Genomic DNA, 19,829 nt, shown 5'->3' with positions numbered 1-19,829 from the left:
CTTTAGTCATATTTATCACGCTGATTAATACCAACCTTTACGGCGAACAAAACCAAAAAGCATGCAACTACCTCCTCATCAATTCCACATCCCCGTTATGGGACTTGCGTACACCATAGACTCTCCGGTTAAAGTAGCCCATTTCGGCATCACATCTGCCATTTCCATCATTGAGGATAATCTGGTTGAAATGATGCGGAAATATTACTACGAACAAAAGAATGAGCCATATATTGCCATAAGCGATAAGGAAGAGGACTATCGCGCCCGACGCATAACTGACTACCTTAATCTGGTCAATAGGATGGTGAATGAGAAGTTTACCAAGCTCAAGCTATCTCTTTTCGAACCAGGTAGTGACCTTGTAAAATACTTCGAGATGCTGCCTGAAAACCATGAGCTAAAGAATGCATATCATTCCATGCTTAAGGCTACTAATAAAGTTACCCGCGAAACCATTTCTCAGTTTCTTCGCAGCCAAATGAGTCCTGGTTCCATTGAGGTCAACATTATGACTAAAGTTGATAAAAACAATTATGCCAAAGATGGTACGCTAATGAAAGATAGTTCTGATGCACTTTCAGCCCTGAAAGGGTATGCAAAAAGCAACCTTACCAACTCTTCGGTTATCTTTTCGGCCGGTTTAAACCCTCGGTTGTATAGTTATCTTGAAAAGTTCAGCGGGTTTGATGCCAAGGGCTGGGGTAAATTTGATAAAAAGGTCGTTATCAAGGTAAGTGACTATCGATCAGCACTTATCCAGGGCAAGTTTTTAGCTAAAAAGGGCGTTTGGGTAAGCGAATTCAGAATTGAGTCCGGTTTGAACTGTGGCGGGCATGCTTTTGCTACTGAAGGACTATTATTAGGTCCGATACTTGAGGAGTTTAAACGCAAGAAGTATGAATTGATAAATAGCCTTTTTGAAGTTTACAAGCCTGCTGTCGAGGCTCAAGGTAAAAAAACCTATCAAATGCCTCACCCTATAAAACTAACCGTTCAGGGAGGAATTGGCACGCATGAAGAAGATGATTTTTTGCATCAGCACTATGACATGGACAGCACCGGCTGGGGCAGTCCTTTTTTGCTTTGCACTGAGGCTACCACAGTTGATAAGAAAACCCTTCAATTGTTATGCGATGCCGGGGAGAAGGATGTCGTATTAAGTAAAAATTCTCCATTAGGGGTTCGTTTTAACTACCTTAAAGGAACCAGTAGCGAGGAAGAAAAACTTGAACGTATAAAAAAAGGGTTGCCAGGTAGCCCATGTACTGAAAAGTATCTGGTGTCCAATACCGAGTTTACTAAGGAGCCTATATGCACAGCATCACGCCAATATCAGAAATTTAAGATCAAAGAGCTGGAAACAAGTGATTTACCTGAAAAAGAACGCCAGAAGCAAATTGATGAAGTATTGAACAAGGAGTGTCTCTGCATAGGCCTGAGTAACGCTGCTTCTCTAGAGTATGATGTGCCATTGGTTAAGAGACTCCACTCTGTTACTGTATGTCCGGGACCAAATATTGTGAATTTCAAAAAGGTAGTTACGCTCAGGGAGATGGTAGATCACATCTACGGCAGGTCAAATTCCCTGATCGACGAAAACAGACCCCACATGTTTATCCGGGAACTCAGGCTTTACGTTGACCATATTCAGGAGCAGGTAAATGAATGTTTTGCTCCTGCTCCCAAAACAGTCCGGCACTTAACCAATTTTTGCAAGAATTTAATTACTGGTATTGGTTATTACAGGGATCTCACTGCTCCGACTAACCCTGGAAAATCTCGAGATGCATTTGAGAAATCTCTTAATCTGGAAGAAAACAGATTGACTCACATTCTGGAAGACATTTTAGCTATTTCAAACTAAAAACTGAGAATCAGCACATATACCAAAAAACCTATGCCCTGGTAAGCAAAGTCCGTTCTAATTACATAGGACTCGCTGATAAAGTGAGTATTTTTGCGGTATGGTAATAGACGAAGGTATTTTAGAAAGCTATGGAGCAAAAGCCATTTCATTAAAGAAAAATGAGGTGCTTTTTCTTGAAGGTAGTTCTGCTCTCAATTATTACCAGGTAGCTGAGGGTATAGTGAAGATGAATAATTTCAGTGCAGATGGGCAGGAGTTTATTCAAGGCATGTTTAAGGATGGTGAAAGCTTTGGTGAACCGCCTCTTTTCGGCGGATTCCCCTATCCCGCCAATGCTGATGCTGTGATCGACTCCTTGATCTGGAAACTGCCCAAGGAAAATTTCATCAAACTGTTAAAGGAGAACTTTGAACTTCACTTAAAATTCTGCGCCATATTAAGTAAGCGACTCCAATTTAAGGCCATGATGGCCAAAGAAATATCCAGTTACACTCCCGAACACCGTGTACTTACTTTAATTGACTATTTCAAAAAGAAAGAAGACACGGAGAGTGCTAACAATGATTATGAAGTTCCATTCACCAGACAGCAAATAGCCGATATGACTGGCCTCAGGGTTGAAACTGTAATCAGGGCGATCAAGGCCCTGGTTGCTAAAAAGGAGCTTCAAATAATTAAAAGAAAAGTTTTCAGAGCCTACGCTGCGTAATCCCTGGAAGGTATACCCAAACAGGCTGTAGCTATTCGTGCAAGATCTACCGGATTCAATACCGTCATTACCAAGGAAAATTTACCGGGTGGATAAGTTTATTAGCTTCATATCAATTTACGTTAAGGTTAGAGGGTTCTGATATACTCAAGCACCTTTCTGGCCTGATCCTCAGTAAGATTTTGATTGGCCATTGGAGCTCCATTAGCTTCTACTAATAATTGCTTGGCTATAGGATCTTTCTCGATCATTTCCTCTGGGTTGAGAATCATATTCATCGCCCATTCCGGTGTTCTTCTATCCAAAAGTCCCTTAGGTGCCGGACCTATGAATTTTTTATCCGGCTTGTGACATGCCGTGCATAGTTCTTCATAAATTGCTTTACCTTCTTCAGCCATTGCGGGGTCAATCTCTCCCAGGGTTACTGATTTTACCGGTCCGATCCCTTTGTTATCCTCCCAGTTCTTCATGGGGTCTTCAGGTGTGACATTGGCCGATTCAGAAGGATGTTTTGCAGGTGGTAGTGCTTTTTTCTCTCCGCCACCACCGCAAGCCACTATTAATAGCGGTAAAAGCATAAAACCAATCAGATACTTTAAGCGCGCATACATAATTGTTTAATTTTTTTGGTACATGTGTAAATTTTATATTATCCATATCCTTAGTCAGTGATCTGGGTCAAGGACTTATATGATTTTAGTCATGAAATTTTGGTCCGGTTTCTTCAAAGCGACTGCTCCACAGATAGTGCTTTTGGAAACAAAATATTGTTTTCAAGATGAATATGCCTATGCAGGTCATTTTCAAACTCCCTAAGCTTTTGATAAAGCACCCTATAAGTAGCACAGGCACTGGCCGGGGGTGTATAGCCCATACTCAGTTCTGATATCGTCTTCATAATCTCACCTGCAGTATCATGTTCATCCATCATCTCCTCAATTGGATATTGTACGGCAGACAAACCTGCCTTCACATTCGTTTTGATCAGCTTAAGAATGTAGGGAAAAAGGATAGTTTCCTCCTTATTCAGATGGGGTAATAGCTCATCTACAAGAGCGTAAAGTTGTCTGTTAATTTCTATGGTCTCAGGATGCCTGTCTCCATGAACTTTGGCCACTTTATTGGAATATTCCAGAAGCAACGGAACATTCTCCATCACATAAGTATGGTGAACATTTTCAATGTGGTTAATCAGCTGATCAAGTGGCCATTCATTTGCTCCGTTTATTTCGTGGCTATTCTCATTAACTGATAAGAGATCCTTAACCAATTGCCCATAATTCACTCCTCTATTTTTGCAGGCCTCCTCTATGCTTTTTCCTCCTCCACAACAAAAATCTATGCCATGCTTTTTAAAAATGTCAGCATACTTATAGTCTTCTGCTACAAGACTGCCGACTTTTTTACTTTTTATGTCTTCCATTTACTTAGATGTATGTTAAAAAACTCATACCCAAAGTTCTGGAGAGCATAACCATTTTCTTATGACTCTAATCATAAAGCATTTAATTAGTTATGCAATGTAGACATAGTCAGAAAACATGTAAAAGGGATACTCACAAAGCCATTAACACCAATAACAAAAGGACACACACTTTCGGGGCAATCTTCTCTTGAATGCTCAGCAAAACTTACAAGCTACTTTCCTGGGAATTCTCACAACACCTGACTGATAACCGATTAAGGTTATTTTTATCAGATATTGAATCCAGCCAAAATTACTATCCACTTATTTCATACAATATGGAGAAGAATCAAGGATTATATCTAGCATCATTTAGAGATAATAGGAATATCAATTACTCCGTAATACCCCAAATAGAAAGGGGGAACACAAAATACTCGAGAAAGTTGGTGTGAACCCGGCCCACGTGCCTCGCATAACTTTTTAAACTTACCACCATGTCAAACTTGAAATTTTCATCAAGTTTATCTAAAACAGCATAAACACTTTCAGCCTCCCGCTGCAAGGCTTCTTGCTGTTCGTCCGTGATGGGTGAGTACTTTTCTATTAACTTTTCCAATTCGGGTTGAAATATTTTCTCCACTTCTCTGTAGTAGGGTTGTAAGGTTGGTGGTGCTGTAAAAGTCCTTAAATGTGAAAGTTCAATGGCTTCAGCCTTTTCTGAATGAGTAATTGGCCCATCAGTGCTTGCGGCCAATAGTGAAAATAATGCAGGTGCTCTCAACAAAAGCGCTCTGTCTTCTTCGGACAATTTACTTAACTGGTTTTTCATAATTCCCTATTTTAAAGTGCAAATAGCCTATAAAAAGTAAACAACCTTACATAAATGAATGTTCCTGAATATAATTCAGCAACATAGGTGCATAATACAATATACAAAAAGAGAAGGCCTAAACCTTCTCTTTTTCGCTTAAATCGTAACTTTTAAATCAATCTTAGTCTTTAAACACCAGCTGCTTAAGCACTTTATCATTATCTTCTGCCACCAGAACATAGATACCGGCTTTTAGTTGACTTACATCCATAAAAACCGTTGTACCTGATGTAGTTTGAGTTACCATTACTTCTTTACCCGCAGAGTTAAGAAGTCTCACATTCACCGCGCCTTCAAATCCATGTAAATCAACATTCAACCTTTCTTTCAAAGGGTTAGGGTATGCTTTGATCTGATGCTCACCAACAGAAGACATTTCAGGGGTATTTGCAGCCTCCATCATAGCTCCACTACTAGTAATGTTTACTGCATAATCCTCTACCTCACCATAATCGAATGATTCGCATGAAGAAGGTGCTGTATTATATCTCATAATCACTCTCATACGTGTAGAACCTGAAAGTGCCGATGAAGAAACTGTAAAATTCCCACTTACTAAAGTGTTAGTTGATGCAGCTGCTGAATAAACCTGCTCACCCGAATCAGTAAAGTCTCCATCTTTATTATAATCTATCCACACTGCATACGCCTCTGAATAAACTGTACCAGACCAAGCAGGATTGATTGTGATGGTATATGAAGAGCCTTTTGCCAGGTCTGTTGAAATAGAAGTAAAGTCAGCATAACCAGAGTTACTTCCTGAGTTGTTATCAATAGAACCTAATCTTACTCTCTGTATCCACTCATCAGTCACTGAGTTACCCTGAGCTGCGCAATATGTAACACTGGTAACTCCCTCTTTAAGACTTATTTTATCAACAGACATATCGCCTGTGTAATTAGAACCAGTCGTTCCATTGAATCTTACTTTGATTGTACCACTGTATGCAGACAGATCTACAGAAGCTGTAGACCAGCTATTGCCCTGATCTCCCGACCTTGTCCATGCAGTGCTCCATGACGAGCCGTTGTTGGTACTTACCTGAACATTTAATACACCCATAGCTGCACCGTACATATGGTAGCTAAACTCTAAGGTTGGATTACTTAATACAGTAATATCAAAGCATGGACTGATCAGATTGGCTACTTTACTTGGATAGTTTGGAGATGAAGACTCTACAAACATGTAGTAAGAGCCATCGGTTGCTGCTGTAGGTCCGGTGCTTGATGAAGGAGTACTTCCTGACTGACGCGTCCAGTCAATATCATCGCTACTATCCTGGGTCCAGCTTCCTAAGCCAATCTCAAAGCTTTCGTTATAAGGGAATGAAGAAACTGCCGCACATGAAGACGTTCCGCCTGAGGCAACACTTATCTTATCCACTGACATATCACCTGTGTAGTTTGATCCCGTAGTTCCGCTGAATCTCAACTTAATAGTTCCACTGTAAGCAGAAAGATCAACAGTAGCATCGGCCCATGCATTGCCCTGATCCCCTGATTTTGTCCATACTGTAGTCCAGGTAGCGCCATTATCAGTACTTGCCTGTACATTTAATGTACCCATAGCTGCTCCATACATGTGGTATGCGAACTTAAGCTCAGGGTTGCTCAATGAAGCCAGGTTGAAACATGGGCTTACCAAATTTGAAACTTTGCCAGGGTAGTTTGGTGACGATGACTCTACAAACATATAGTAAGAATCATCCGTTGCCGCCGTCGGTCCGGTGCTGGATGAAGGGGTGCTTCCTGACTGACGCGTCCAGTCGATATCATCACCGGTATCCTGAGTCCAGCTGCCCAAGCCACTTTCAAAACTCTCTGCATATGGAAATGAGCTAATAGTAGTGGTACATGTCGGAGGTGGTATTGTAGAGCTAAATACATCCGTTGTAAAAACACCTCTACCATGGGTTGCCAATACTACAAGTTTATCCGCAGCCCTGTACTGCAACATATCACATCTCACATTAGCAAGTCCTGCATTTGAAACATCCCAAACCGGAGAAGTTACATTAATATCATCTACTGACCATACACCCAGCTCAGTAGCCAAAAGTACCTGGTTGGTATTAGACGGGTTATAAAGTACCCATCTTACAGGCATATCAGGGAGGTTTCCTTCTTTGTTGGCCCATGAAGATCCCCCATTTCTACTTTCCCAAACAGATGCAACACCGTAACTTGAGAAGGTTACCAGCAATTGGCTATCGCTGCTACCAATTTCTATACATGACACATAACCATTAGGGAATGACGCTCCGCGTATGCTTGTAACGGTCGGGGAACTAGTATGTGCATTATCAATGCGATAAACATCACCGTTTTCAGTGGCAACAAATATTCTATTCGCTGTAAATGGAGATACTTTCACAGCCGAAATTTTTCCTGAATTGATGCTTACATTAACCACTGCTTTACTTGCAGAACCGGTGATATTGTCAATTCTAACTAACTCATTGGCGTTACCGGCAGCGTATAACTTATTTGCACTGTCATCGTAATCAGTTGGGTTAATGAAACGACCTCGCCCCTGATCACTAATGAAGTTAGAAAAGCTTGACCCTCCGTTGGTAGACCTGTAATAAACGTTGTAAACATAAGAAGTGATCTGGTAATTAGAGTTATCCTGATCTATATGACAGAAAGCACCGTCGCCTCCTGAAACCTCCGTAGTAGAGTTAATACCTGCTGAGGTAAATTTATGCGAACCATTATCCTGAGCACCTGCCAGAAAATAATTTGAGTTAGCAGTATTAGAAGCAGCAACAGCATAAAACTGGGTAACATTGTAGCCATTATTTCTGGCAGAAAATGAAGGGCTGGATGAACTACCAACGTTAGATGAATAGGATACTCCTCCATCATTACCAAATATAGCCTGATCAACAAATCCGGGTCTGAATGCAATGGCATGCTGATCTGCATGTAAGTATGAAGCGCAAGCTCCTGTCCAGTAAGAGACCGAGCTCCAGGAATTACCTCCGTTTGTAGACTTGTGGATGTCAACCCCTCCTACAAGCACTATATTAGAATTGGTAGGGTGTACGGCAAGTATCAGGTCATACCATGCCTGACCACGCGTAAAATCCTGACCACTGTTTGTGCAACTCTGAGAAAGATAATTCGGAGTAGTAACGCTAGTCCAGGTACTACCACCATCGGTAGATTTTCTGAACCAGGCAATATCAGAACCTGATGATGCTACTGCATAGATCACATTTCCATTAGAAGGCGCTGAAGCCAGCTCTATTCGCTCCCCACCGCTTGCAGGAGTTACTGTGCTGAAGCTTACACCATCATTGGTAGACTTGTAAACAACTCCTGTGTCAAAAATACCTTTGCTTACAAAAATATTTCCGTTGCTGGTAACTTCGATGTCAGCCATCTTCCCTGCAATGACCTGACTCCAGGATGCTCCACCGTCAGTTGAGCGATAAAGTCCGGCACGTGTAGCTGCTAGTACAGTACCTGAGCTTGTAACAGCCACCTTTTGAACATAATAAAAGTTACTGTTGTTGGTGCTTGAAAGCTGACTCCAGGTAGAACCACCATCGGCAGTCTTCCAGATGCCGGCTCCTCTTACTGCATCAGCATTATAAAAACCCTCACCTGTACCCACATAGAAATTTTGGGTGTTGGAAGGATCATAAGCGATGGTACTGATTGCCAGGTTGGCCCAGAAGTTATCTACAGCAACCCACTGTGAGCTACTGCTGGTAATATTATTATTATACCAAAGGCCTCCGGCTACACCTCCTGCCCATACTTTTTGCGCATTGGTGTCATTAGGGTCAAACATAAGTGCTCTGGTACGTCCACCAACATTATTTGGTCCACGTTCAGTCCAGTTCACATTGTCAATAGCTTTTTGAGTAGCTCTTTTTCTAATCAAACTTTTAACTTCCTTAAAAGCCGCTACTTTCCTTTCGGAAGGCACAAAACCTAATGAAGGGTCTTTTGTCATCTCGAACTCATGCAAAAGCGCCAGATCAGGCCTGTCATACTTAGGCGTATTTTTCAATTCTTCCGGAGAGAGCCCGGCAATTTTTTCATAATACGAAACTTGATCATTTTTCTGACCTCCTGAATAGTAGACACTTATCAAAGCAATCACCAGGAGACACATTGATACAGACAGAACTCTTCCGCGCAGAGCTCTGCGAGTGGGGCGGTTTTTCATTATTAATTGGTTTAGGTTGAAGTAAATTTTGATTTTAATCAAAATTCAATCTACAAATGTATAAAAAAAACGAGTCCACCGAAGATAATTTTAAAATTATACCGATTCCCAGAGATTTCAAACAACTGAAAAAGAGAAAGATACAACCCTTTGTATCGATATAGCTACCAGTTAGTCAATCTCACACTCTATATTTTAAAGAACCGAAGGTATTGCTATACCTCCATAATAAACCAACTGGTATTATAACATTGACATCAGTGATGATGCCCACCCTCTCCTTTTTTCATTTCGGATAAGAGGTAATAAGCTCCGGTCGTTACAATTCCGCTACCATGATCTGCTCATTAACGAGCTGCCTTGCAAGGTAGAGATGAACTTTTTTTCAAACACAATGGTGATCACGGAAATAGTCCTCTACCAAAAATGGAAAGAAGGGGACTCCTCCGTTACAATCTTTATGCTCCTGATAATGGTCAAGCAGATTGGGAAGCTTTTGTAATCCACAGCAGATATACATACTCGACACCAACCCTCTTATCAGAAAAAGTGTGATCATCGATATGGACATCAAAGTCTTCATCTGCGGCAGCATTACGGAAAAATGTATGCAATAACATTGCAAGCGCCATTTGCATGATAAAGTACCTCTATACGGGCTGTAGCTTACGGGTTTTTATTACCTTTTTAGCAGCAGTTTTATCTTTTATTGGTGCGGGTATCTCTATATGCTCTCCCTTGATCTTTGGCTTCAAGTTAAGTACAATCAGGAAGGTTATCACAGATGTTACCAGCCAAAAAGCATCTACTACAAAAATCTGCACCTGTTGTTGATTAAATGTTTTCCACAACCAGGTTTCTGAAACCACTCCATTGGCAATGGGCACCAGAAAACCCAATACGCTACCCGATAACAAGCAGTACTTGTTAGTGAAATAACTGTCCTTTTTAATTGAAAAAAATATAGAAAATACCAGCCATGAAATGAAAAAAGTCTTAAAAATGAGTAGGTGGGGTGCTGGATCATTCACATCTTTAAAGAGCTTAACCACCGTAAAGCTTAGTGCTGTTACAGGATACATGCTTAGTGAGACTGCCAAAACTATAGCGGCTACCCATTGGTTTGATTTTCTTTTCCACCGGACTGTACTTTTCTTGTCTCTTGCCTCCACCCAAAGCAATACACCTGAGAGTATCACAAAACATGTGATCATACCAAAAATAAAATATATGATCTTAAGTCCATACCCTCCATAGTTACCAAAGTGTAGTTTTAGGATAATATCCTGAACAGCCACCGCGTAGTCAGTACTTCCAAATGGATCTTTCGCTGCTACTTCTTCTCCTGTAGAAGCATTATAAGCTACCTGCCCTATACCGGTAAAACGCTGACTATCATTGGGCTTCACCTTTACAACAACATGCATACTGGCATCACCATAGTTTTGCAGTACGACCCTGGTTACGCTTACGTTCTGCCACTTTTGCAAAGTCTTCGACACCAGTTCATTGATACTGAAGTTGTGCTCCTGTGGGTCATTGGCAAATGGATATGCATCTTCTTCAGCAAAAATTTCCTTACGCAATTTTTCTGTATCGCCATTATAAAAGAATAAGGTGGTAGCTCCAAGCATAACCGTGCTACCAATGATCAACACCGCTCCGGTAACAGCAAACATAAACTGAAAGGGCAGTCCAATCACTCCCAATGCTGTATGTGCATCTGTCCATACTGTTTTAAGTTTTGCCCAAGGACGGAATAAATAGAAGTTACTGATGATCTTCTTCCAATGGACGATGATACCCGTAACAATAGCAAACAGAAAGAAAAATGCCACAAAACCAGAAAGCAGGTATCCGTAGGGGTATGGTATCTGAGCGAAAAAATGCAGTCTGTATATAAACTCTCCAAGGGTAAAATCTTCAAAATAGCTATAGCTTTTTTGCGAATCTGGATCCTGGTAAAGGAAAAATCTGCTTTTAGCCTCATCTATTGCCGCGGTATCCAGCGATGGAGTAGCCGACACCATGACCCTTCGCTCCTGATGCATTTGCCGGATGGTAAGTGCCCTACCATAAAGAGAATGACGTGCTGCCAACGTGTCCATAACTGTATCGAAGTCCACATCCATTTGGGAGCCTTTCACAATGGGCTGTTGACGCTCCCAGTTGATAATATCATCGCGAAAGAAGCTTATAGAGCCGGCGAAAAAAATCACAAATAGCGCAACACTAATCACTAAACCACTGACGGTATGGATGTGAAAAAGGGTGTTATAGATACGATTGCTCATTATACGGGAAATAATTCAGGTGATTCGGTTTTTGTAAAATAGAGTATAGAAGAAAACAGCAAGGTAGTGACAAGGTAGATCCCCCATGCTTTCCAGCCATTTCTGAAAAGAAATGGAATAATCATGAGTACACACCATAATATAAATCCTCCAAATCTCAGTGTGACCAGCATAACTGCACGGTCGGTATAAAGTGCCAATACCATAAATAAAGTACTGGTTATAAAATATCCCCCAAGAAACCCAGCCGTAATCTTGGCAAAACGCTGGTGGAAGGAAGGCGTCAGATGCTTTTTGTTGGCTGGCATATTTATAAAGCTAATTCTAAAAAGATGCAAATAAGAACCGCTATAGCAATATTCTTCCGAGTCATTAAACCAAGTGGCGTTAGCATTATCACCAGGCTGGATATAACTATAAGCATGAGCAAAAAGGCAAAAATACCTGCCCCAATCCCAAAGGTTAACATGCTTAATACCCATCCGGCTACCATGCCTCCAACGCCGATCAGTCGTGCTTTGGGCAGATCTTTCCCCAGCCATTGCTCCAAACGGGTAGTGGCTTTAAGCTCTACTCGTTGAGATGTTTGGTAACAACACCAAAACCCAAAGAAAGTAACTAAACTACTCAGTGTGATCATCATAGCTAAAGGGCAATACAGTATGTGGTGCAATGCCATATAAATTGGTAGCCCTCTCCTTTATAGGTGCCGGGGAAGTCTTCTTTTTTAGTAGTTTCTACAGTATATTTAGTTTTCCATGGTAAGGAGAAGCTCACTTTTCCATGCTCATCGGTTTTTAACTTTTTAGTCCAAAGATCAGCTACATAAACATCTACTTCCTGTCCGGCCAGGGGCTTGCCTTTGTAAAGAACCTGAAGTTCCACCGAAGAATTTTGAACAGCCAGATCGCTCGAAGCATTTACCACTACCAAGCCTGCATTATTATCTGCTGTGGTAAGATCAACTTTGTCTCCTACTACCACTTTGGCTGTGGAATGATAATGCGTTTTGAATATCCCAAAATCATACTTCGTATAGTCGATAACATCAATTTCGTTATTATTAAGCACAACGGTATAAGTTCCGTTTTCTTTAGGAGTAAAGATCCCCTGAAATGCATTGCCCTTAACAGAGGTAGTAATGGTCGTTTTCTTTCCGGAAGGTGATATCACCCACAAACTGAAATTTTTAACCTTGGCAAAGTTTTCACCATTGGGATTTTCAATAACCCCGTATGTGTACTCTCCAAAATATACCTCAACTACATGTTCTTTGTTTTTCTCACCCGATTCGGCTGTCTCCAACCACAAGTAGTGCGCAGAGGATTGAAATGCCACTGCCAAAAGACAGGTAAATATAAATAGTGATTTTTTCATCTTACAAGTGGTTCTCAAAAGCCTTACTCCTCCATAAGTGGGGAATAAGGCTTACAATAGCTGTTATTTAGCAGTGAAAAGAGCCTGGAATTGGTTTCCTATCAACTTAGCCCCTTGGGTTGCTGAGGCAGTAACAGGGTCTACCTGGTATACATGAGCCTCAGTTCCATTATTAACAGAAACATATACTTTACCACCTTCAATTAAATAAGGGGTTTGGTACTGCCCACCATGCAATGGCACATCATCTACGATAGTTACGGTCTTCTTATTAAGGTCAAGAACGGCTACATTCAAAAGGGGAGTAACCTCGCTGAAAGCAGCCCATTGAGATTGCGCCCCTGCAGCCTCATCCATTTGCAAAGAGATCACTCTGGCAACAGCAAGTCCATTACCCATATAGGTAGCTGAAAGCACCTTATAACCTACTTCTTCCACATTAAAGAAATAGTCAGCATCAAATTCATCCTCACCAGCATTAATCTTCAGGATACCTGAAGGCTTGGTTGTCTGGGTATAACCTGCAGCTTTAGAGCTAACAGACAGTGTGTAATGATTGCCGCTTTCATCCTCCAAAATACTTGGAGAACCTCCATAGTATCCAATGGGTGCTGTTCGAGCATCTTTAATGGTTTTGATGTATTCAATTTCAGGATAGGAGTATACACTGATGTATGCTGTATCAGTGTTAGGTGTTTTCCAAGAGCTTCCGTTTAGTGGATAAAAGGCTACAAAAAGCTTCTCCCCATCTACATAAGCTCCGGTAGGCCACGCATTAAGCTGCGTTCCTTCTGCATCATACGATTCGTATATAGGGTGTTTAACATTTTTAGTTATAGCTATTTCGTTAATATCTACCACCTGAATCTGACAATCATATGATCCTCCTCCCCATGGAGCTCCAATAGCCAAAAAGCTTTGATCGTCTATAGCACCCATAACATCAAATCTTTCATAGACAAATTTACCTTGCTCCACAAGTTGGTTGTTTACTATTTTGTATCCGATACACTCATTTAAGTCATAACCAAATGCAAAATAGGTATCAGCAAAATGCCCGTTATAGTTCCAGCCAGCCAACTCTACTCCCTGTCCCTCTGCGCTGATCTCACCTGTCATAAGGTCGTTAACTGTTATATAATAATCAGCACTCTCTTCATCTGCATCCTGCGTTCTGAGTGACATCACATAGCCACTTTCAACTGATTTGACTACCGTGTCATCATCTGAGCACGAGGCAAGAGATAGTATCAACACAAAGGCTAAAAGTATCGGTGTATTTTTAAGCAATCTTTCCATTTAAGTTTTATTTATAAGTATTAGTAATTTTATTGTATGAAGTAACTGAGCTTCACATTGAAAGCTCTACCTGGTTTTTGAAGCATGAAATTGTCAAAGAGTTTGCTGTCCATAATATTGGTACATGACAAGGACAGGTTATATTTTCCATCTTGCATAGCATAAGAAGCCGAAAGGTCGTGCGAAATTTGTCTTGGAATATCATACTTACTTTCCTGGCTACCCTGACTAGGCCATTTGAGATAGAAAGCTTCCACAAAAAGTGTAGACCAGTTAACGCTTAATTTTCCGGTCTCACTACCTACATTATTAAATATCACGCCTGCTTTTGCGTTCCCGAACAGAAATGGCATATTGGGCAGACGGTCTTCGTACAAATAATTTTCACCTCCTGCCGAAGTGTATTTCTGATTATTTACAATATTCTGGTAAGTACCATTTACCTCCAGGTTTAACCAATCGTTGTAGGTGTATTTAATAACCCCTTCAAAAATATGAGCTCTGGCTGATTGAAGGTTTTCATAAGTACTCGTTTGTCCAAGAGCTGCGTTTCGGATCAGGTTTTCTGGCAACCTATACAGGTAGCCTGCTTCTATAAGGATATAGTTTCTATTAAACCTCTTCTTGCCTAACAAACCTATATTAAAGTTTTGACTCTTTTCTGCCTCAAGGTTTGGGTTGCTCAATATTTGAAGTCCGTTTCCAAACATTTCCAATACTTCCGGTAGCCTGTAGGTATGTTCGTAAGAAGCTTTGACTTGCAGATTATCACTTAAAAAGTAAGTTGTAGCTGCGCCAAAACCATATTGCGTTTGTTTATTGTTTATGGCCACCAGAACATCATCATCTGCCGTCCCCTCTCCATCTCTGGTCAAAGCATCCATATAAAGTAGCTTGCCAAAAAGCACAGAACGAAGCTTGCCCTCCACCAAATCAAGGCTATAGGAAAGGCCCGTAATATTTTTGGTCAGAATATTGGGCTCGCTAAACGGCACCGCATTATAACTAATAGGATCTTCACCTACTCTTCTATATCGTGAGTAAGTATTGTTAAGTGCTATAGACTGCCTTTCATCTATGGTGTAGCTAATATTGGCAGAAGCCATGAGTGCGTTATCGTTAAAACGAAATTCCGTCTTATCCCAACTTATCTCCCCCGAGCGTACGTCCAGATCTTTAACAGCATATTCACCTCGCCAATTATACTGCCTGCTGCTGGTATCAACACGCATACTTTCACCATATTTATAGGTGGAATTAACAGTTAGTGATAACCCATTGACCAACAAGTCTTTCTTTTGGTATTTCAAGGTGGAGATTAGGGCCTTATCAGTGGTAAATGCCTCCCCCACCACCTTGGTCAGGTTATAGCCAGACTGTATCTCCTTTTCATTACTAGATAAGATCAGCCCCAGAAAAAGGTCGTCTGCATAGCTTTTGTTTTCAACACCTCCCTCTAACTGCACGGTTTGTGACTGATAGGCATCATGAAAACGCTCCACTTCTTCTTCAGTCACTTTCCCGGTTTGGATATTTACCACCTCCGCATCAACTGTATAATTATTATCGGAGTAATTAAAAAAGGCATTGGCATTAACTACAAACCCGGATTTATCGGTAAATCTGCCAATCAAGGATGCTCGGTGCGTATTAAAAGAACCAAAAGCGTAGGATACATTCAGGTAGTTTTTTATAGCTCTATTGGTGGTAATATTTATGGCTCCACCCAAAGCATCAGACCCTAAATGCACTGGTACTACGCCCTTATATACTTCGATTTTTGAAATGAGGTTGGAAGGAATGTTATTCAATGAAAGGGATGACCCAAAATAATCCATAGGTATACCATCAATAAAAAATTTGACCTGACTTCCATTAAATCCATTCAATGAAAAATTGAAATTTGAGCCAAGTCCCCCTTCCTCTCGGATACGCACACCCGTGGTTGTATTCAGAATCTGATTGATGTCGAGGTTTTGAATTTTTAATGGCTTTACATCAATCGCAGAAACTGTAAAAGGCCTTTCCATGGTCTCGGTAGTTTCCGATTTGCCCATAACCACCACATCACTCAAAATATTGGCATCCTCCTCCAGGCTCAGATTAAGGGTCTGCGATTTCTCTGACAGTCTGATCATTTCAACATGTGACTTGTAACCGACAAAGCTTATTTTAACCGTGTAACTGCCTGGTTCAACATTGATGTTATAAGTACCTGAAACATCCGTTACCACACCTTTATTTAGTTCTTCAAAAACTATAGCAGCACCTATTAGAGGTTCTCCACTTTTGTCAGTTATTTTACCCAACAGAGTAGCCTGTCCATAACTCAGTGAGAAAATGAAAGAAAGCAGAAATATTAATAAGCTATAACGATACATTTTTTGGGTAACAGTCATTCTTATTTAGACTAATTAAAAATTAAGACAAAGCTATAGGTGCAGAAATTGTTTATCAATAGCTATCCGTAGTCAAATTACATCACTAGTACTAGTGATTTTTTGGTCACTAATGCATTTTTAGTTAAAGACTTATCCTTTAGAGGTGCAGGTCAGGTTGACCTTTCTGGAAATGGGTGTGCCCCTAAGTCCTCTAAAAGTCTCACCGCTCCTTAAATCCTTAAAATGAAGTAGTTAATTTAACTCTGAGAGTGTTAAATTTACACTCATGATCTCAAAAAAGACTAAATACGCCATAAATGCATTGGTTCACCTTGCCAAAAGAAAAGATGAAGGACCCATCATTATTGCGGAGATTGCCAAAGCGGAAAGTATTCCTCAAAAATTTCTGGAGGCTATACTACTTGATTTGAAAAAGGCTGGCATTCTCGCCAGCAGAAAAGGTAAAGCTGGGGGCTACTATCTACTCAAAGCTCCTGAAGATGTAAACATGGCTGATGTCATGCGACTTTTTGACGGGCCTATTGCCCTGCTACCTTGTGTCACCTATATGTACTACGAACGCTGCGAGGAGTGTAAAGATGAAGAAACCTGCGGCATCAGGGAGGTATTCCTCGAGGTAAGGAATAAAACCGTTTCCATGTTAAAAAAATCAACGCTACTGGAGATCATTAGGCGGGAAGGCCAACAGAAAAACGAAATAAATGAAGATTAAAAAAAAATTTAATTCTTTACCCTACTAAATAGATAGACTTAATATTTTACTACCTTTGATGGCCCCAAAAATTATGTGGGCATTTTGGCGATAATGAGTTCAGACTTTTATCGCTGACTACTAACAATTTAACTTAAAAGCTAAAATGTCCACAGATGCTATTATTACTCTTTGTGTAATTTTAGGTGCGGTTATACTCTTCGCTACGGAGATACTTTCTATCGATCTTGTAGCACTACTGATTATGGTATCACTCATTCTGACAGGGGTCATAACTGCGGAAGAAGGTGTGGAAGGGTTTAGCAATAAGGCTACTATAACGGTGGCTTTTATGTTTATTCTGAGCGCTGCACTGCTAAAAACAGGGGCATTACAACTGTTGGCCTACCGGCTTTCCAAAGTGTTTAGATACAACTTCAATTCGGGTATCATACTCATGATGATACTTATTGCCATTATTTCAGCTTTTGTTAACAATACTCCGGTAGTAGCTGTATTTATACCAGTAATCATTCAAATTGGTAATGCCTCCGGACAAAGCCCCTCCAAAATGCTGATCCCTCTTTCGTTTGCCTCTATCTTTGGAGGCTCATGCACTTTGATAGGCACCTCCACCAATATTCTGGTCAGTGGTATAGCGGAAAAAGCAGGACTTGACCCCATCTCCATGTTCCAGCTCTCTCCTATGGGGTTGGTTCTTCTAACGGGTGGTATTCTGTATATGGTATTTATTGGCATCAGACTGCTACCATCCCGTAAGGAGGAAAAAGACCTTGCCGCAAAATTTGGGCTACGCGATTATCTCACGGAAATCGAGATTCTGGGCAAAGGGGACTCTGTGGGCAAAAAAATCATGGATTCTGAGCTGGTAAAAGAGTTGGAGATGGATATTATTGAGGTCAGAAGAAACAGGCACGGTCGCTTCACGCTGCCTCCTGGTGACTTTGTGCTCCAAGCCCATGACATTTTGAAAGTAAAGTGCAATGTAGATAATATCAAGTCATTAAAAGGCCGGGCAAAGGTACTCGTTAACTCACCAGTAAAAATTGGCGATGACGATCTGAAAGCTACGAACTCCACCCTCATAGAAATGGTGATCACTTCTAACTCGGAGGTTGATGGCAAGACACTGAAAGAGGTAGATTTCAGAAGACGCTTTCGGGCAATCCCACTAGCCATCAAGCATAGACAGGAAGTGGTTAGAGACCATCTGTATGATGTACCTCTGAAAGCAGGTGACGTTATCCTTGCTGAGGTAAAAACACACTTTGTTAAAGAGTTGAAACAAATGGAAAATGAGCAGGATGCCCCATTTGTGCTGCTATCAGAAGATTCTATCACTGATTTCGACAAAAAGAAGTTTACAATAGTAATGGCCTCCATCCTAAGCATTATTATACTTGCCACCCTTGGTGTTATGGATATCATGGTAGGTGCCATCACTGCAGTATGTGTACTGGTACTTTTGGGGTGCCTCTCCATGCGCGAGGCCTATGAGGCCATTAGTTGGAAAATAGTGTTTTTGCTAGCGGGAGCATTAAGCCTGGGCACTGCCATGACCAATACCGGTCTTGACCAGGTGATAGCCCAAACATTGGTAGGGAACCTGGGGCATTGGGGTCCCGTTGCTATTATTTCCGGTCTATACCTTACTACATCTCTGATTACGGAGATTATGTCAAACAACGCAGCCGCTGCACTTTTGGCTCCTATTGCTATTGCCACAGCACAAAACCTTGGTTTAGAACCTACGCCTTTTCTTATGGCTATAACTTTTGCAGCATCGGCAAGCTTTATGACACCTGTGGGTTACCAGACTAACACTATGGTCTATAGCGCAGGTCAGTATCGGTTTCTGGATTTTCTCAGAGTGGGCACCCTACTAAACATCCTCTTCTGGATTCTATCAACCATTTGCATTCCTCTGATCTATGGGCTTATATGATCTCACCTGAAAATACAGCCATTTCCATGAATGTAGCACATCGGCTTTTATAAGCTTTTAAGCTCTTTTTTAAGCTTTTTTGCACCTTTATGAAACTCCTTACCGACCTCTTTTGATTCCTTCTGCACGTGCTTGCTCCCTCGTTTTATCTCTTTACCAAGTTTCTTAAACTCCCTTTCCAGCGCACTAAGCCAGACTTTAAATTTCATTTCGGCTTTCCCTTTTTTGATGGTCTGTTCACCCTTTTTCCAGGTAGCCCGCTGCCCTTTCTTAACCTTCTGATATCCTTTCGAGTTTTTAACTTCTACCACACCTTCCTCTACTTCTACTTCCAGTTCCTCTGCACTGGTTTTCACGTTGAACTCTGTACCCAGCACTGTCACATCTCCATGAGCGGTCTTCACAACAAATGAACCTTCAGCTTTGACTACATCCAAAAAAACCTCCCCGGCAACCTCCAGGGTTCTGGTTTCAAAATCCTTATCATAACTAACTTCACTATGGTGATTTAAGAACACTACCGATCCGTCTGGCAACTCTACCATTTCAAAATTATCACCTGTCTCCACGGTATTACTACTACAAGCCTCCAACAGAATGAAAAGTACAAAAAGTAAAAGCAATGGTTTTAATCTGATCATCATGTTATCGTTTTAGAGTCGGGTTGTTTAGTAATTTAATAATTATGGATATAAATAGCACTATCAACTGCTTACACCCCTAAGACATGCATTAAAAATACCTATCTCTCAACTA

General features: G+C 41.0%; 14 protein-coding genes. 4 read left to right on the top strand and 10 right to left on the bottom strand.

The features are described 5' to 3' along the window. The first annotated feature begins 61 nt into the window (after positions 1-61). On the top strand, positions 62-1,867 hold the full coding sequence (locus JMN32_RS15515) for a hypothetical protein (RefSeq protein WP_202857267.1): 1,806 nt from the start codon (positions 62-64) through the stop codon (positions 1,865-1,867). Positions 1,868-1,967: 100 nt separating this feature from the next. Further along, positions 1,968-2,579, top strand: coding sequence for a Crp/Fnr family transcriptional regulator (locus tag JMN32_RS15510; protein ID WP_202857266.1), 612 nt, complete (start codon positions 1,968-1,970; stop codon positions 2,577-2,579). A 128-nt stretch (positions 2,580-2,707) separates the two neighbouring features. Here JMN32_RS15510 and JMN32_RS15505 read toward each other — a convergent pair whose 3' ends face one another. The 9 genes from JMN32_RS15505 to JMN32_RS15465 form a co-directional block, all read right to left on the bottom strand. Continuing rightward, positions 2,708-3,190 carry a c-type cytochrome gene (locus tag JMN32_RS15505; protein ID WP_202857264.1) on the bottom strand — a complete coding sequence of 161 codons (483 nt, stop codon included), beginning with the start codon at positions 3,188-3,190 and terminating at the stop codon, positions 2,708-2,710. 113 nt (positions 3,191-3,303) lie between these two features. Then, positions 3,304-4,002 (bottom strand): iron-sulfur cluster repair di-iron protein, encoded by a 699-nt coding sequence (gene ric, locus JMN32_RS15500; protein WP_202857262.1) that lies wholly within the window; start codon positions 4,000-4,002, stop codon positions 3,304-3,306. 376 nt (positions 4,003-4,378) lie between these two features. Continuing rightward, positions 4,379-4,816 (bottom strand): hypothetical protein, encoded by a 438-nt coding sequence (locus tag JMN32_RS15495; RefSeq protein ID WP_202857261.1) that lies wholly within the window; start codon positions 4,814-4,816, stop codon positions 4,379-4,381. A gap of 163 nt (positions 4,817-4,979) precedes the next feature. Continuing rightward, on the bottom strand, positions 4,980-9,044 hold the full coding sequence (locus JMN32_RS15490; RefSeq protein WP_202857260.1) for a GEVED domain-containing protein: 4,065 nt from the start codon (positions 9,042-9,044) through the stop codon (positions 4,980-4,982). A 650-nt stretch (positions 9,045-9,694) separates the two neighbouring features. After that, positions 9,695-11,338 (bottom strand): PepSY-associated TM helix domain-containing protein, encoded by a 1,644-nt coding sequence (locus JMN32_RS15485; RefSeq protein ID WP_202857259.1) that lies wholly within the window; start codon positions 11,336-11,338, stop codon positions 9,695-9,697. After that, complete coding sequence (locus tag JMN32_RS27375) at positions 11,338-11,880, bottom strand: hypothetical protein (protein ID WP_238354497.1); 543 nt, start codon at positions 11,878-11,880, stop codon at positions 11,338-11,340. Before JMN32_RS27375 ends, JMN32_RS15485 begins: the two co-directional genes overlap by 1 nt. 103 nt (positions 11,881-11,983) lie before the next feature. Continuing rightward, positions 11,984-12,715: a DUF4198 domain-containing protein gene (locus tag JMN32_RS15475; RefSeq protein WP_202857258.1), complete on the bottom strand. Its 732-nt coding sequence runs from the start codon at positions 12,713-12,715 to the stop codon at positions 11,984-11,986. Positions 12,716-12,778: 63 nt separating this feature from the next. After that, positions 12,779-14,014: a DUF4374 domain-containing protein gene (locus JMN32_RS15470; RefSeq protein WP_202857257.1), complete on the bottom strand. Its 1,236-nt coding sequence runs from the start codon at positions 14,012-14,014 to the stop codon at positions 12,779-12,781. A 29-nt stretch (positions 14,015-14,043) separates the two neighbouring features. Next, the gene (locus JMN32_RS15465) at positions 14,044-16,413 is read right to left on the bottom strand and encodes a TonB-dependent receptor (protein ID WP_202857256.1); all 2,370 of its coding nucleotides are present in this window, start codon (positions 16,411-16,413) and stop codon (positions 14,044-14,046) included. A gap of 268 nt (positions 16,414-16,681) precedes the next feature. Between JMN32_RS15465 and JMN32_RS15460 the strand changes: the two genes are divergently transcribed. Both JMN32_RS15460 and JMN32_RS15455 read left to right on the top strand, forming a co-directional pair. Beyond that, on the top strand, positions 16,682-17,128 hold the full coding sequence (locus JMN32_RS15460) for an RrF2 family transcriptional regulator (protein WP_202857255.1): 447 nt from the start codon (positions 16,682-16,684) through the stop codon (positions 17,126-17,128). Between the two features lie 145 nt (positions 17,129-17,273). Next, positions 17,274-19,073 carry an SLC13 family permease gene (locus tag JMN32_RS15455; RefSeq protein ID WP_202857254.1) on the top strand — a complete coding sequence of 600 codons (1,800 nt, stop codon included), beginning with the start codon at positions 17,274-17,276 and terminating at the stop codon, positions 19,071-19,073. Between the two features lie 47 nt (positions 19,074-19,120). Here JMN32_RS15455 and JMN32_RS15450 read toward each other — a convergent pair whose 3' ends face one another. Further along, entirely contained in the window at positions 19,121-19,717 is a 597-nt protein-coding gene (locus JMN32_RS15450) for a FecR domain-containing protein (protein WP_202857253.1), read from the bottom strand. Between the last annotated feature and the right edge of the window lie 112 nt (positions 19,718-19,829).

The sequence above is a fragment of the Fulvivirga marina genome (assembly GCF_016775155.1).
In the GTDB taxonomy this organism is placed as follows: Bacteria; Bacteroidota; Bacteroidia; order Cytophagales; family Cyclobacteriaceae; genus Fulvivirga; species Fulvivirga marina.
This window is presented reverse-complemented; position numbering and strand designations above follow the sequence as displayed.

Excerpts from the sequence above, each read along its gene's own strand:
- JMN32_RS15455 (WP_202857254.1), top strand. The coding sequence starts at position 17,274 with ATGTCCACAGATGCTATTATTACTCTTTGTGTAATTTTAGGTGCGGTT.
- JMN32_RS15460 (WP_202857255.1), top strand. The coding sequence starts at position 16,682 with ATGATCTCAAAAAAGACTAAATACGCCATAAATGCATTGGTTCACCTT.
- ric (WP_202857262.1), bottom strand. The coding sequence starts at position 4,002 with ATGGAAGACATAAAAAGTAAAAAAGTCGGCAGTCTTGTAGCAGAAGAC.
- JMN32_RS15495 (WP_202857261.1), bottom strand. The coding sequence starts at position 4,816 with ATGAAAAACCAGTTAAGTAAATTGTCCGAAGAAGACAGAGCGCTTTTG.
- JMN32_RS15485 (WP_202857259.1), bottom strand. The coding sequence starts at position 11,338 with ATGAGCAATCGTATCTATAACACCCTTTTTCACATCCATACCGTCAGT.
- JMN32_RS15510 (WP_202857266.1), top strand. The coding sequence starts at position 1,968 with ATGGTAATAGACGAAGGTATTTTAGAAAGCTATGGAGCAAAAGCCATT.
- JMN32_RS15490 (WP_202857260.1), bottom strand. The coding sequence starts at position 9,044 with ATGAAAAACCGCCCCACTCGCAGAGCTCTGCGCGGAAGAGTTCTGTCT.
- JMN32_RS15515 (WP_202857267.1), top strand. The coding sequence starts at position 62 with ATGCAACTACCTCCTCATCAATTCCACATCCCCGTTATGGGACTTGCG.
- JMN32_RS27375 (WP_238354497.1), bottom strand. The coding sequence starts at position 11,880 with ATGGCTGGGGAAAGATCTGCCCAAAGCACGACTGATCGGCGTTGGAGG.
- JMN32_RS15475 (WP_202857258.1), bottom strand. The coding sequence starts at position 12,715 with ATGAAAAAATCACTATTTATATTTACCTGTCTTTTGGCAGTGGCATTT.
- JMN32_RS15505 (WP_202857264.1), bottom strand. The coding sequence starts at position 3,190 with ATGTATGCGCGCTTAAAGTATCTGATTGGTTTTATGCTTTTACCGCTA.
- JMN32_RS15470 (WP_202857257.1), bottom strand. The coding sequence starts at position 14,014 with ATGGAAAGATTGCTTAAAAATACACCGATACTTTTAGCCTTTGTGTTG.
- JMN32_RS15465 (WP_202857256.1), bottom strand. The coding sequence starts at position 16,413 with ATGACTGTTACCCAAAAAATGTATCGTTATAGCTTATTAATATTTCTG.
- JMN32_RS15450 (WP_202857253.1), bottom strand. The coding sequence starts at position 19,717 with ATGATGATCAGATTAAAACCATTGCTTTTACTTTTTGTACTTTTCATT.